This is a genomic window from Aliivibrio sp. SR45-2, from assembly GCF_963890165.1.
Taxonomy (GTDB): domain Bacteria; phylum Pseudomonadota; class Gammaproteobacteria; order Enterobacterales; family Vibrionaceae; genus Aliivibrio; species Aliivibrio salmonicida.
Genome location: NZ_CAWPRC010000227.1, coordinates 1 through 13,519 on the forward strand (window position 1 = coordinate 1; position 13,519 = coordinate 13,519).

Annotated in this window: 15 protein-coding genes; 8 read left to right on the forward strand and 7 right to left on the reverse strand. The window is 40.6% G+C overall.

From position 1 onward, the window contains the following. Nucleotides 1-302: 302 nt before the first annotated feature. Nucleotides 303-848: a gamma carbonic anhydrase family protein gene (locus tag AACV33_RS21020; RefSeq protein ID WP_182699608.1), complete on the forward strand. Its 546-nt coding sequence runs from the start codon at nt 303-305 to the stop codon at nt 846-848. Here AACV33_RS21020 and AACV33_RS21025 read toward each other — a convergent pair. From AACV33_RS21025 to AACV33_RS21035, 3 genes are all read right to left on the reverse strand, one after another. After that, complete coding sequence (locus tag AACV33_RS21025) at nt 841-1,104, reverse strand: DUF1488 family protein (RefSeq protein WP_023604466.1); 264 nt, start codon at nt 1,102-1,104, stop codon at nt 841-843. The genes AACV33_RS21020 and AACV33_RS21025 overlap by 8 nt on opposite strands. Next, nucleotides 1,104-1,925 (reverse strand): shikimate dehydrogenase, encoded by an 822-nt coding sequence (gene aroE / locus AACV33_RS21030; protein ID WP_065611939.1) that lies wholly within the window; start codon nt 1,923-1,925, stop codon nt 1,104-1,106. The genes AACV33_RS21025 and aroE overlap by 1 nt, the downstream gene beginning before the upstream one ends. Nucleotides 1,926-1,991: 66 nt before the next feature. Continuing rightward, nucleotides 1,992-2,549: a Sua5/YciO/YrdC/YwlC family protein gene (locus tag AACV33_RS21035; protein WP_017023516.1), complete on the reverse strand. Its 558-nt coding sequence runs from the start codon at nt 2,547-2,549 to the stop codon at nt 1,992-1,994. Between the two features lie 201 nt (nt 2,550-2,750). Here AACV33_RS21035 and purE point away from each other — a divergent pair, with 201 nt between their 5' ends. Both purE and AACV33_RS21045 read left to right on the forward strand, forming a co-directional pair. Further along, nucleotides 2,751-3,236, forward strand: a complete 486-nt coding sequence (gene purE / locus AACV33_RS21040; protein ID WP_023604464.1) for a 5-(carboxyamino)imidazole ribonucleotide mutase — start codon at nt 2,751-2,753, stop codon at nt 3,234-3,236. Between the two features lie 2 nt (nt 3,237-3,238). Further along, complete coding sequence (locus AACV33_RS21045; protein WP_023604463.1) at nt 3,239-4,354, forward strand: 5-(carboxyamino)imidazole ribonucleotide synthase; 1,116 nt, start codon at nt 3,239-3,241, stop codon at nt 4,352-4,354. 39 nt (nt 4,355-4,393) lie between these two features. Here the strand turns inward: AACV33_RS21045 and AACV33_RS21050 are convergent, their stop codons facing one another. From AACV33_RS21050 to AACV33_RS21065, 4 genes are read right to left on the reverse strand one after another with little or no spacing between them, the layout of a single operon-like run. Next, entirely contained in the window at nt 4,394-4,963 is a 570-nt protein-coding gene (locus AACV33_RS21050) for a DNA topoisomerase family protein (RefSeq protein WP_023604462.1), read from the reverse strand. Between the two features lie 9 nt (nt 4,964-4,972). Then, nucleotides 4,973-5,446, reverse strand: coding sequence for a DUF494 family protein (locus tag AACV33_RS21055; protein ID WP_012548974.1), 474 nt, complete (start codon nt 5,444-5,446; stop codon nt 4,973-4,975). 2 nt (nt 5,447-5,448) lie between these two features. Then, nucleotides 5,449-6,558, reverse strand: coding sequence for a DNA-processing protein DprA (gene dprA, locus AACV33_RS21060; RefSeq protein ID WP_065611938.1), 1,110 nt, complete (start codon nt 6,556-6,558; stop codon nt 5,449-5,451). 8 nt (nt 6,559-6,566) lie between these two features. Beyond that, complete coding sequence (locus AACV33_RS21065) at nt 6,567-7,628, reverse strand: LysM peptidoglycan-binding domain-containing protein (protein ID WP_182699609.1); 1,062 nt, start codon at nt 7,626-7,628, stop codon at nt 6,567-6,569. Nucleotides 7,629-7,745: 117 nt separating this feature from the next. On the opposite strand from AACV33_RS21065, the gene def reads away from it, so the two are divergent. The 5 genes from def to AACV33_RS21090 all read left to right on the forward strand — a co-directional run bounded on the left by def (nt 7,746) and on the right by AACV33_RS21090 (nt 13,455). After that, complete coding sequence (gene def / locus AACV33_RS21070; RefSeq protein ID WP_012548971.1) at nt 7,746-8,255, forward strand: peptide deformylase; 510 nt, start codon at nt 7,746-7,748, stop codon at nt 8,253-8,255. 20 nt (nt 8,256-8,275) lie between these two features. Further along, complete coding sequence (fmt, locus tag AACV33_RS21075) at nt 8,276-9,223, forward strand: methionyl-tRNA formyltransferase (RefSeq protein WP_023604459.1); 948 nt, start codon at nt 8,276-8,278, stop codon at nt 9,221-9,223. A gap of 102 nt (nt 9,224-9,325) precedes the next feature. After that, the gene (rsmB, locus tag AACV33_RS21080; RefSeq protein ID WP_182699610.1) at nt 9,326-10,606 is read left to right on the forward strand and encodes a 16S rRNA (cytosine(967)-C(5))-methyltransferase RsmB; all 1,281 of its coding nucleotides are present in this window, start codon (nt 9,326-9,328) and stop codon (nt 10,604-10,606) included. Nucleotides 10,607-10,630: 24 nt separating this feature from the next. After that, on the forward strand, nt 10,631-12,007 hold the full coding sequence (trkA, locus tag AACV33_RS21085) for a Trk system potassium transporter TrkA (protein ID WP_012548968.1): 1,377 nt from the start codon (nt 10,631-10,633) through the stop codon (nt 12,005-12,007). A gap of 2 nt (nt 12,008-12,009) precedes the next feature. After that, nucleotides 12,010-13,455 carry a TrkH family potassium uptake protein gene (locus AACV33_RS21090; RefSeq protein WP_023604457.1) on the forward strand — a complete coding sequence of 482 codons (1,446 nt, stop codon included), beginning with the start codon at nt 12,010-12,012 and terminating at the stop codon, nt 13,453-13,455. The last annotated feature ends 64 nt before the right edge of the window (nt 13,456-13,519 follow it).

Below are 13,519 nucleotides of genomic sequence, written 5' to 3' on the forward strand. Positions count from 1 at the left end.
AAAGCGTTTTCGCTTTTCTGTGAAGAGGACGGTCATTTTATCGTTTTAAGCCTCAGTGTCAAGCACTTATTCGAAACTTAATTTCTAAACCATCCTGACTAACCTGATTGCGAATCCCTTATGGGGTGGGCTCTCCGTGTCAGTGAGGTCGCATTATAGAGAGTTCGATCACATTGGCAAGTTCTTTTTTACTATTATTTTGATTTTATGTTTTTATGGTTAAAGTCCGTACAAACCAATACTAAATTAGCTTTATCACCCCATTTAATTAACACTAAATTATCATTTTCAAGGGATATCATATGAATTCATCATTACGTAGCTATAAATCAACCTTTCCTACTATTGGCTTACGCTCTTATATAGATTCATCAAGCATTTTAATTGGAGATATCAATATTGGTAATGATTGCAGTGTTTGGCCTTTAGTTGTAGCTCGAGGTGATGTGAATTCAATAGTAATAGGACAACGAACCAATATCCAAGATGGTTCCATCTTACATGTCACACATAAAAATCCAGAAAACCCGAAAGGAGCCCCATTACTTATTGGAGATGACGTAACTATTGGTCACAAAGTTATTCTTCATGGGTGTGAAATAAAGGATCGTGTTCTTGTTGGTATGGGAAGCATCATTTTAGATAATGCTATTATTGAATCGGATGTCATGATTGGAGCTGGTAGCTTAATTCCACCCAATAAAATATTAAAGAGTGGCTACCTTTATATAGGTAGCCCGGTAAAACAAGTAAGATCGTTATCAACTGATGAAATTGGTTTTCTAAAAAAATCAGCGATGAATTACGTTTCATTTAAAAATAGTTATATAAAAGAGGAAGCTATTTAATCTCAACTTCCCCAGAAGCATTGAACTCTTCATCTTCAATCAATGCTTCTGCATGTTCCTCTATATCAAAACGATATTCCTCAAAAATACGTAAAGCATCAAGCTCATTTGTTATTGTTTCTCCACTTTCTGACGTAAGCCATGAAACAAAGACAAGACATGGTATTAAATTACCCATTTGTTGAGCATATAAAATAATACATTGCTTTTCAGGGTTCCATTGTTGCCCATCAGAAAAGAGAATTGATTGATTCATTACATACCTTCTAAATTTTTGCGAAGCTCTCGTAGTATTTGTTTGCTGCTAGGACGTAATCCTCTCCATACAGTAAAGCTTTCCGCAGCTTGCCCAACTAACATTCCTAATCCATCATAAGCTTGGTATACATCATTATCTAATGCCCATTGATTAAAGACCGTTTTACCTTTGCCATACATCATGTCATAGCTGATACTGCCTTTAGAAAAAATCACTGGACTAATATTAGGTAACTCTCCAGATAAACTGGCAGACGTTGAATTAATTATCACATCAAACGATCGTGTCACGTCACTCATGCAAACCGCCTCTACAGCACCATACGCTGAAAATATCTCAGCGAGTGCTTCTGCTTTTTCATAAGTGCGATTAACTACGGTAATAGAAGAGGGGTTTTGTTTTAATAAGGGAAGAAGTACACCTCGTGCTGCCCCTCCTGCTCCAATTAATAAGATACGCTTATCTTGAAGTGGTACCTGATATTGCAGTAAGTCTTGAACTAATCCTTCACCGTCCGTGTTATCACCCAGAATAATTCCATCATCCAGCTTTTTTAGCGTATTAACCGCACCAGCCAATTTTGCTCTATCTGTTAATTGATCGGCAAATTGAAATGCTTCTTCTTTAAAGGGTACGGTAATATTACAGCCTTTACCCCCATTAGAAAAAAAATGAGTTACCGAATTAAGAAAGCCATCCACTGGAGCCTCAATAGCAACATATTCCAAAGGTTGTATTGTTTGACGAGCGAATAATGTATGAATAAAAGGAGATTTGCTTTGCTTAATGGGATGACCAAAGACTGCATACTTATCCATGAGTGATTCCTTTCAATGATTAAAGTTAAACTGAACCAACCTTACCTGAAAGAAATAGTAGATGCATTAGCCTTGGCGTAATGTCTCTCCAGTTTTTGCATCACGGATTTCTGTTGGTTGAGTTCGGTTGCCAATTTCGCCTTGAAAAACCACCACGCCTAAATCACCTAGCTGCTCTTCAACTTCTAAAACCGTTCGGCAAGGTTCATAACCTGAAAGATTTGCACTAGTTGACGTAATCGGCTTCCCAAACGCAGAACAAATAGCTTTAACTTGAGGGTGATCTGAGACTCTAACGGCAATACTATCAAACTGGCCAGTCACTAAAGGTAACGTGTTCTTATTAACAGGGACAATCCAAGTTACGGGACCCGGCCAAGTGAATTTAATTCTATTAATTTGATCATTATTTAATTGCGCTAAATCAATATAAGGAAGCAATTGCTCAATAGAGGCCGCAATTAAAATCAACCCTTTTTCTCGCGGGCGTTGTTTCACTTTTAATAATTGATGGAGGGCAAATTCATTATCCGGATCACAGCCAACACCAAAAACCCCCTCCGTAGGATAGGCAATTACATCACCGTTATTTAAGGCTTTTACGACTTGATCTAGATTCTTCACTCTTGCACCATTATTAACTCTATTAATCGCTCTATTCTATTCATAAGACGAAATCAAACAACCGCTTTCCATTTTTCAATTGTGAATAATCGTTAATAACTTGTACTTTTCCTGACGCAAACGTTTTCCTTCCTATTAAATAACCGTATAATGCTGCCAACTTTTTATATATTGCCATTATCTTTATCCAAGGAGTTCACAATGAAAGTCGGTATTATCATGGGTTCGAAATCAGATTGGCCAACAATGAAACTAGCCGCTGAAATGCTTGAGCGCTTTAATGTTCCTTACGAAACCAAAGTGGTCTCTGCTCATAGAACTCCACAATTACTTGCTGATTATGCAACTCAAGCAAAAGATCGCGGTATCAAAGTTATTATTGCAGGTGCTGGTGGTGCAGCTCACCTCCCAGGCATGGCAGCTGCATTTACGAGTATTCCTGTTTTAGGCGTCCCTGTTCAATCAAAAGCATTAAAAGGGATAGACTCTCTACTTTCTATCGTTCAAATGCCAAAGGGGATCGCTGTAGGTACACTCGCGATTGGTGAGGCTGGCGCTGCAAATGCAGGTATCCTCGCAGCTCAAATCATTGGTACATCAAATGAAGCAGTAATGGCAGCAGTAGAAGCTTTCCGTAAAGAACAAACAGATACTGTCTTAGCAAATCCAGATCCATCAGAGGATTAATGATGAAAGTTCTTGTACTCGGTTCTGGTCAACTCGCTCGCATGATGTCTTTAGCGAGTGCTCCACTAAATATCGACATTATCGCTTATGATGTGAACAACAACAAAATTGTACACCCATTAACGCAACAGGTCATGGATACGACTTTAGAGCAAACAATTAATAGCGTAGATGTTATTACCGCAGAATTTGAACACATTCCTTACGACATCTTAGATATTTGCAGTCAAAGTGGTAAGTTTCAGCCAACCCCCGAAGCCATTAAAGCTGGCGGCGATCGTCGTATTGAGAAAACACTACTTGATAATGCCAATGTGGCCAATGCAACACACCATATAATTACAACTAAGCAAGACTTCTTAGACTCAATTAGTAGCGTAGGTCTTCCTATGGTGTTAAAAAGTGCTCTAGGTGGGTACGACGGAAAAGGGCAATGGCGCTTAAAGGAAGCTTCTCAAATTGATCATATTTGGGAAGAAATGAATGAACTAATTCAGAGCACACCAAATCAAGCCATCGTTGCTGAGCAATTTATTCCGTTTAATCGCGAAGTTTCTTTAATTGGTGCCCGTAATAAGAATGGCGATATAGTGACATACCCATTAACAGAGAACGTTCATGTTAATGGTGTATTAGCGTTATCTACCGCATTAGAAGGAACAAGCTTATTACAGCAACAAGCTGATGACATGTTCTCTGCAATCGTGAATGAACTTGATTATATTGGCGTACTTGCTATTGAGTTTTTTGATGTAGATGGTCAACTGCTTGTTAATGAAATTGCACCTAGAGTACATAACTCTGGCCATTGGACCCAACAGGGAACCGATGTATGTCAATTTGAAATGCATATTCGTGCAGTATGTGATTTACCATTAGTCGGAGCAGAATTGATTCGTTCAACCGCCATGATTAATATCTTAGGTGAAGACTCCTTACCGAAAAAACTCCTCACTATGCCTCATTGCCATATTCACTGGTATGGCAAAGAAAAACGTGTTGGTAGGAAGATGGGACATATAAATGTATGTGCATCATCACCAGAGGCTTTAGAAAAAGAATTAATGGCACTCTCTGAATTATTAGATAAAAACGCATTTCAAGTATTATCAAAATAAACAGATACACCTCAATAGAATAGAGCATTCATCAATGCTCTATTTTTTTATATCTTGTACCACACTGCACTTTTTATCTGCACAAACCAATTTTAAACCTGTTGCCATTTCTTTTCTTAGCAACAACTCAAAACCACATTGCTGACATATGCCTTTTTCTGGCGCAAAATTAACAACAAAACGACAAACAGGATAAGCATCACAAGCATAGAAAGTCTTACCAAAACGAGACTGTTTCTCATGCAAAGATCCAGAATGACAACTAGGGCAAGCCAATAGCTCTTTAGGTTCTTCTTTTTTCTGTTCTAACGATTCAATATGAGAACACTCTGGGTATGAAGAACACCCTATAAACATTCCATATCGGCCTTGTCGTAAAACAAGTTCACTGTCACATTCAGGGCAGGGAATACCAAGCTCTTTAACTACATGACCGTCATTACTTTTAAGAGGGCGAATATAATCGCACTCAGGGTAATTACCACAACCTAAAAACGGACCACGCTTACCATAACGAATGGCAAGTTCACCACTGCATTGTGGGCAAGATTCATGATCTAATGCATGTTCATGCGCTTGAAACAGTTGCTTGTTTATTTTACCTGACATTCATTAACCTTAATGAGTCATACCTGTATCTGAAGTATAAAGTAACTCTTCCATCTGGGTATACGCACTTTCTTGTCCTGGTACATTAAATAGCACCATTAAGATAACCCACTTCAGATCATCAAGAGAAAGATCTTCCGTTTCTAACGTCATGACTTGTTCAATGACCATTTCACGAGTTTCACACGTTAATACTTTAATTTGCTCAAGGAACAATAAGAACCCACGGCAAACCGTATCAATACCATCAATTTCTTGCTGAGTATAAATTCGCATGGCCGTCGACGTACTCTTAGCAATATGCTCATGAGAGTCAGTTTCTTGTAAATGAGCAAGGTCTTCTAACCAATCAAGCGCTTTATATATCGCCTCTTGGTGAAACCCTGCTTTTAGTAATTCGTCTTCTAGTTTTTCTTGATCTACTGTTAATTCGATATCGCTATGGATATACGTTTCAAATAGATACATCAGAACATCCATCATGATTAGCCCCTCCGCTTTTTAATGTAACCCCCTGGGACTGCAGTGATGAAACCTTGCAACTCTAATTCAAGTAATTGCATCATGATTTCATATACAGGCGTCTGACATCGCTCTGCTATTATATCAACAGGCGTCGCCTCTATGCCTACGGTAGCGAACACTTTGGGAAATGGCAATTGTTCTGTGACAACTTCTTGCTCAAAAAGCGAAGGTTGATGAGAGATTGCACAATAGGTTAATGCTCCGATCTCTTCAAAAATGTCTTCCGGTGACGAAACCAGCTTTGCACCGGCTTTAATTAAAGAATTAGAACCTTGAGCTGTAGGGTTATGTATTGATCCCGGTAAAGCAAACACCTCTCGCCCTTGCTCATTCGCATACCTTGCAGTAATCAAAGAACCAGAACGTTCAGCCGCTTCCACAACGAGTACCCCGGTAGATAACCCACTAATAATGCGATTTCGACGAGGAAAATTGTCCGCTCGTGGGGGAGAATCTGGCCTAAACTCAGAAACTAAAGCCCCATTATGAATCACACGATCAGCCAGCGTTCTGTGTTTTGCTGGATATACCTTGTTTAACCCTGAACCAAGTACTGCAATAGTTTGTCCTTTCGCTTCAATCGCCCCATGATGGGCGTATCCATCAACCCCAAGAGCTAAACCACTAGTAACGACATAATTATGCTGCACAATGGAAGCCGCAAATTGCTTCGCACATTCTAAACCTTCTAGGCTAGCATTACGGCTACCGACAATAGCCACTTGAGGTTCAGATAGCGCCAAAACATCACCTTTAACAAATAATACTGGCGGCGGGGCGCTTATTTCAGATAATAACTTCGGATAGCGAGGATCAGATAACGTTAAAATGGTATTAAGAGAATCTCCATCTTCCCACAATAAGCATTTATCTACTTCTTCATGATTCACAGCCTGGATGTAAGCAATTTGCGCACAAGAAAGCCCTATCGATTGCAATTTATCCTTATCGTACTTTACAATATTTTCAACAGAATCAATGGCAAGTAGGCGAGACATTACCTTCCCACCAATTCGAGGACAAAAGCACAGAGTTAACCATGCAGATAAGTGTTTATCTGAGTTAAACATCAATCCCTCTATTTTGTCTGTGGTGAGGTCACAATCATTCGCTTATGAATAGGCGTTTCACTGCGAGTTATTAACGCTAAACTAAATGATTCATAAGGACGAATCACTATCAGCTCTCCAACCACCGTTTCTGGTAACTGAATACTCTTTTTATTGTTTTCGTCATCATAATGATATTCACCTTTATCACCTTTTACTGCGTACCCTTTTTCTTTTAATGCGAACATACTTCCTTGTTGTAACCCGTCATTTGTCCCTTTATCTATCACCGCCACTTGATTAACCGCCAAATAGTCTCCGCCATCAATAGAACCCAATAATGAAGCCTTACTATTTGTTGGGGCGGGCAACGGATAAAACGTAGTGGTTAGTGATAAGTTACTCTTACCGTCTAACGGTAAAACAATGTCATTTATCGTGATTTCTTGTTGTTGTTTAAGGACTCTCAATCCACTAAATTCTTCCGTGCTGTCTACCAATTCTGCAGTACCTATCGATTTCAGTGCGTACGCTTTTTCTTTATTATCTCTACGTTTAAATTCATTAATTACGCGATAAATACCCCATTCCTTATGTGAAAGTTCACCATCAACATAGACTCGCTCATTTGAACTAAGAAACTTACGTCCGTCACTCGTACCCAACACTCGATAAGCCGCTCGATAATTAACATCATCAATTAAACGATCTGATTTTAAATAGGGAACAACTAAACTAGGCGCTAACGTCGGAACCGCTTCTTTTTCTATGATCCGAGCTTTGGGTGATAATTTTTGCAACGGCTTAAGACTTAAAACAGGGTTTCCGTTATGCCAACTTAAGCTCAACTTATCTCCAGGATAAATTAAATGAGGATTATTGATATCAGGGTTAATTTTCCATAGCTTTGGCCAAAACCAAGGATTATCAAGAAAGAGAGCGGATATATCCCATAACGTATCCCCTTTTTCTACGGTATACGTGTCAGGGTAATCCTTTTTTAACATCAACTTATCTTCATTAGAAAAAGACAGTGGAGATAGCGTTATAGTGGTGAATAGTGAGGTTAATATCAGCATTTTTTTAAACATGGTCCGCTTTCCTTGTCAGACATTCGAACCGATGCTGTCATTTGCTTAATAAAATGTCTAGAATTGGAGCTATTAGGTTTATGCCGTTTTCGGCGCAGTTCAATATTTAGAGTAATTATGGCCGTATTAGAAGTATTAACGTTCCCGGACGACCGTCTACGCACCGTAGCAAAACCGGTAAAAACAGTAACACCTGAAATCCAAACATTCATCGATGACATGATTGAAACCATGTATGACGAAGAAGGCATTGGCCTTGCTGCAACGCAAGTCGATTTCCATCAACGTATCGTGGTTATCGATGTATCAGAGACACGCGATGAACCAATGGTATTAATCAATCCTGTTATTACACAAAAAAGTGGTGATGACGGTATAGAAGAAGGTTGTTTATCTGTTCCTGGCGCAAAAGGAATGGTTCCTCGTTCTGCTGAAGTGTCAGTAACGGCATTGGATCGTGATGGAAATGAATTTAGCTTTGATGCTGATGATTTACTAGCAATCTGCGTGCAACACGAATTAGATCACCTTGAAGGTAAATTATTCGTTGATTACTTGTCGCCATTAAAGCGCAAACGCATCAAAGAGAAGCTAGAAAAAATCAAAAAATTCAACGAAAAAAATTAGTCATGATGACCGAGGTTAACTTGAACAAACCCTTACGCATTATATTTGCAGGTACGCCTGATTTCGCGGCTCGCCATTTAGCAGCTCTACTTGATTCTCATCACGAGATTATTGGTGTTTATACACAGCCAGATCGCCCTGCGGGTCGAGGGAAGAAACTCACGGCAAGTCCTGTGAAAGAATTGGCACTAAAACATGCGATTCCAGTTTTCCAACCAGAGAACTTTAAAAGCGATGACGCGAAACAAGAATTAGCTGACCAAAATGCAGATTTAATGGTTGTGGTTGCTTATGGTTTATTATTACCACAAGCAGTGCTTGATACACCAAAACTCGGTTGTATTAATGTTCACGGTTCTATTTTACCTCGCTGGCGTGGTGCCGCTCCTATCCAACGTTCAATTTGGGCTGGCGACGCAGAAACTGGCGTGACGATTATGCAAATGGACATCGGTTTAGATACTGGTGACATGCTAAATATCACCACTCTGCCAATAGAAGCGACCGATACAAGCGCATCGATGTACAACAAACTTGCAGAGCTTGGTCCTATTGCTTTAGTTAATTGCTTATCGGATATTGCAAACGGCAATGCCCTTGCAGAAAAACAAAATGATGAAAAAGCCAACTACGCAAAAAAATTAAGTAAAGAAGAAGCTAAAATCGATTGGACAATGGATGCAGAGACGATTGAACGTTGTGTTCGAGCGTTTAATCCTTGGCCGATGAGTCACTTCTCTGTGGACGATAAGGCCATCAAAGTATGGCAGTCCCGTGTTGAAACCTACGAAGGTGATGCAACGCCTGGTACGATCATTCAGGCAGATAAAACCGGTATTTATGTAGCAACAAGCTCAAATGCGATCGTATTTGAACAACTGCAAGTACCCGGAAAGAAAGCAATGGGCGTTCAAGATATTTTGAATTCTCGTAAAGAATGGTTCGAAGTGGGTAATACACTGAACTAACTCTTCAAAACATAAAAAAGGTGGCATAATCGCCACCTTACTTTTTAAATGGCAAATATCGTATTTGCCATTTTATTTTGCCAATCATATTTAGGTGATGACATGAACGTTCGTGCTGCGGCAGCCAAAGTTATTTATCAAGTTGTCGATCAGGGTCATTCTCTCTCTTCAGCGCTTCCAAAGGCTCAATCTGAGATCAAACCTCGTGACCAAGCCTTATTGCAAGAAATTTGCTACGGCGTACTGCGCTTTCTTCCTCGTTTAGAGTCGGTTGCTCAATCCTTAATGGATAAACCATTAAAAGGAAAGCAACGTGTTTTCCATCATCTGATCCTAGTTGGTATTTATCAACTTAGTTTCATGCGTATTCCTGCACACGCTGCGGTAGGCGAAACCGTTGAAGGCACTAAAAACCTAAAAGGTCCAAAACTGCGTGGTTTGATCAACGGTGTACTTCGAAGCTACCAACGTAGCCAAGAAGAATTAGATGCAAAATCAATCAGTCACGATTCAGGTAAATACGGTCACCCTGGTTGGTTGCTAAAAATGCTAAAAGAAGCGTACCCAACACAATGGGAATCGATTGTTGAAGCAAACAACAGCAAAGCACCTATGTGGTTACGAGTTAATAGCCAACACCACACTCGTGATGAATACATTGCATTACTTGAAAAAGAAGAGATTGCAGTAACCCCTCACAGCCAAGCAACAGACGCTTTGTTATTAGATAAAGCGCGTGATGTATTTACATTGCCAGGCTTCGAAAAAGGGTGGGTATCCGTACAAGATGCCGCTGCACAGCTATCTGTTGAGTATCTACAACCACAAGATGGTGAGCTGATTTTAGATTGCTGTGCCGCTCCAGGTGGTAAAACGGCGCACATTCTAGAGCGCACTAAAAACACCAACGTTGTCGCTATTGATTGTGATGAAACTCGCTTAACCCGTGTTTACGAAAATCTAGAACGTTTAAATCTTGAAGCTAAAGTGATTTGTGGCGATGCTCGTCACCCTGAAGAATGGTGGCAAGGTGAACAATTTGATCGCATTTTATTAGATGCGCCTTGTTCTGCAACCGGAGTTATCCGCCGCCACCCAGATATTAAATGGCTACGTCGTTCAGAAGACATCAAGGCACTTGCAGAGTTACAAAGTGAAATCTTTAATGCAATGTGGCTACAACTAAAATCAGGCGGCACCATGGTGTATGCAACTTGCTCAATCACACCACAAGAAAACTGTGATCAAGTAAAAGCCTTTTTAGAACGTACTGAAAACGCGTCTCTGGTGGATAATACAGACCCAGCAAAACCTGGACGTCAAATTCTTCCTGGTGAAGAAAATATGGATGGCTTCTATTACGCCGTTCTACAAAAAGCATAATCGACTCACGAGCGAGCAATCGGTATGAAAATTATAATCTTAGGTGCAGGGCAGGTTGGCGGCACATTAGCTGAAAACTTGGTGGGCGAAAACAACGATATTACCGTTGTAGATAAAAGCTCAGAGCGATTACGTGAGCTGCAAGATAAGTATGACTTACGCGTTGTTCAAGGGTTTGCTAGCCATCCTGATACTTTGAGAGAAGCAGGGGCACAAGATGCAGACATGTTGGTTGCTGTCACCAACTCTGACGAAACGAATATGATCGCTTGTCAGATCGCATTTACCTTATTTAATACACCAAACCGTATTGCTCGTATTCGTTCACCAGAATACTTAAAAGAAAAAGAACGTTTATTCCAATCTGATGCAATTCCAGTGGATCACTTAATTGCTCCTGAAGAATTGGTTACCGGTTATATTGAACGTTTGATTGAATACCCAGGGGCACTGCAAGTGGCTAGCTTTGCTGAAAAGAAGGTCAGCTTAGTTGCGGTAAAAGCCTACTATGGAGGCCCATTGGTTGGTAATGCGTTATCAGCGCTTCGCGACCACATGCCTCATATTGATACTCGCGTAGCCGCTATTTTCCGTCAAGGACGTCCTATTCGTCCGCAAGGAACAACCGTTATTGAAGCGGATGATGAGGTTTTCTTTGTTGCGGCAAGTAATCATATTCGTTCTGTAATGAGTGAATTACAACGCCTTGAACGACCATATAAACGCATAATGATCGTTGGTGGCGGTAATATTGGTGCCGGTTTAGCAAAACGTTTAGAACAGAATTACAGCGTAAAACTGATCGAACGTAATTTAAAACGTGCAGAGCAATTATCCGAATTACTCGAAGAAAGTATCGTTTTTTGTGGCGACGCGGCAGATCAAGAGTTGCTCAGTGAAGAACACATCGACCAAGTGGATGTCTTCATCGCCGTAACCAATGAAGATGAAGCGAATATTATGTCTGCCATGCTCGCCAAGCGCATGGGAGCCAAAAAAGTAATGGTACTGATCCAACGCAGTGCTTACGTCGATTTAGTTCAAGGTGGAGTGATCGATGTTGCTATTTCTCCACAACAAGCAACCATCTCAGCCTTACTAACCCATGTTCGTCGTGCTGATATCGTCAATGTATCCTCTCTTCGTCGTGGTGCTGCAGAAGCGATAGAAGCCATTGCGCATGGTGACGAAACAACCTCTAAGGTCGTCGGGAAAGAAGTACAAAATATTAAACTCCCCCCGGGTACCACCATTGGTGCCATCGTTCGTGGCGAAGAAGTTTTGATCGCTCACGATAAAACCGTGATAGAACAGGATGATCACGTTGTTATGTTCCTAGTGGATAAAAAATACGTTCAGGATGTTGAACGCCTATTCCAACCGAGCCCGTTCTTTCTGTAATTATGGTCAATTATAAACCGATCTTATTTGTTATAGGGCTTGTGCTGTCTAAGCTAGCCCTATTCATGTATATCCCAACTCTTGTTGCTCTTTTTACTGGTACAGCTGGCTTTATTGAGTTTGCACAAGCGGTTGCTATTACTCACATAGTAGCATTTGCTTGTTTAACTTTTGGTCGCAGTAAACAGTTTAAAATGAGCGTTCGGGATATGTTCCTTATCACGACACTAGTCTGGACGATTGCCAGTGCCTTTGCTGCCCTGCCTTTTGTCTTCATCAACCACATCAGTTTTACTGACGCGTACTTTGAAACAATGTCAGGTATTACAACGACAGGTTCGACTGTTCTCAGTGGTCTTGATGAGATGGCTCCAAGTATTCTATTGTGGCGATCGACGTTGCAGTGGTTAGGTGGCGTTGGCTTTATCGTAATGGCAGTGGCCGTACTTCCAATGCTGAATGTCGGTGGTATGAGGCTTTTCCAAACGGAGTCCTCCGACTGGTCAGATAAAAGTGCTCCTCGAACTAAATATGTCGCAAAATACATTGTAAACGTGTACTTAACCTTAACTTTACTTTGTTTTCTAAGTTATCTCGTTACTGGTATGACACCGTTCGAAGCCATAAACCATGCCTTCACTACGCTATCGACAGGAGGGTACTCTACCTCTGATAGCTCAATGAATCGCTTCTCCAATAGCACCCATTGGGTTGCAGCCTTCTTTATGTTTACCGGCGGTTTACCGTTTTTACTTTTTATCCAAGTATTGAAAAAACGAGATCCAAAAGTCCTATTTAAAGATGCCCAAGTTATTGGTTATCTCAAACTCATATTGATCACTAGCTTATCGGTAGCCGCGTGGTTGGTTTATCATAATGACTATGAAATTATGGATGCATTGCGAGTGTCCGTATTTAACATCATTTCAGTGATTACGACGACGGGATTTGGTTTAGATGACTTTACCGCTTGGGGCGCATTCCCAGCAATTATCTTTGCTTTTGTTATGATGGCGGGCGCATGTTCAGGATCAACGGCTGGTGGGATAAAAATATTCCGTTTTCAAATAGCAGCAACCATGTTGAAAAAACAAATGATGAAGCTAATTCATCCATCCGGTATTTTTGTTCAACGTTATAACGGACGACAAGTTACTGATGATATCGCACGCTCTGTCGTTGCTTTGGTTTTTACTTTTTTCTTAACCATCATCGTTATCTCTGCATTGTTAGGCAGTCTAGGACTTGACCCAATAACGAGCATAACAAGTGCCGTCACGGCAGTTGCCAACGTAGGTCCCGGAATGGGGCATATTGTCGGGCCAACAGGTAACTTTTCGACCTTACCTGATGCGGCTAAATGGATATTAAGTATTGGAATGCTAATGGGCCGACTAGAAATATTAACGGTATTGGTTCTTTTCTTCCCTGCTTTTTGGAAAGGGTAAGTGCGCATTCAACTCAATACAAAAATGGCGCTAGGATCTCTTTATAAACAGAGACTCTCTAGTG

Bases quoted from the DNA above. Each gene is read 5' to 3' on its own strand.
- AACV33_RS21055 (WP_012548974.1), bottom strand. From the start codon at position 5,446: ATGATGGATGTTCTGATGTATCTATTTGAAACGTATATCCATAGCGAT.
- AACV33_RS21090 (WP_023604457.1), top strand. From the start codon at position 12,010: ATGGTCAATTATAAACCGATCTTATTTGTTATAGGGCTTGTGCTGTCT.
- def (WP_012548971.1), top strand. From the start codon at position 7,746: ATGGCCGTATTAGAAGTATTAACGTTCCCGGACGACCGTCTACGCACC.
- rsmB (WP_182699610.1), top strand. From the start codon at position 9,326: ATGAACGTTCGTGCTGCGGCAGCCAAAGTTATTTATCAAGTTGTCGAT.
- aroE (WP_065611939.1), bottom strand. From the start codon at position 1,925: ATGGATAAGTATGCAGTCTTTGGTCATCCCATTAAGCAAAGCAAATCT.
- purE (WP_023604464.1), top strand. From the start codon at position 2,751: ATGAAAGTCGGTATTATCATGGGTTCGAAATCAGATTGGCCAACAATG.
- dprA (WP_065611938.1), bottom strand. From the start codon at position 6,558: ATGTTTAACTCAGATAAACACTTATCTGCATGGTTAACTCTGTGCTTT.
- AACV33_RS21065 (WP_182699609.1), bottom strand. From the start codon at position 7,628: ATGTTTAAAAAAATGCTGATATTAACCTCACTATTCACCACTATAACG.
- trkA (WP_012548968.1), top strand. From the start codon at position 10,631: ATGAAAATTATAATCTTAGGTGCAGGGCAGGTTGGCGGCACATTAGCT.
- AACV33_RS21045 (WP_023604463.1), top strand. From the start codon at position 3,239: ATGAAAGTTCTTGTACTCGGTTCTGGTCAACTCGCTCGCATGATGTCT.
- AACV33_RS21050 (WP_023604462.1), bottom strand. From the start codon at position 4,963: ATGTCAGGTAAAATAAACAAGCAACTGTTTCAAGCGCATGAACATGCA.
- AACV33_RS21025 (WP_023604466.1), bottom strand. From the start codon at position 1,104: ATGAATCAATCAATTCTCTTTTCTGATGGGCAACAATGGAACCCTGAA.
- AACV33_RS21020 (WP_182699608.1), top strand. From the start codon at position 303: ATGAATTCATCATTACGTAGCTATAAATCAACCTTTCCTACTATTGGC.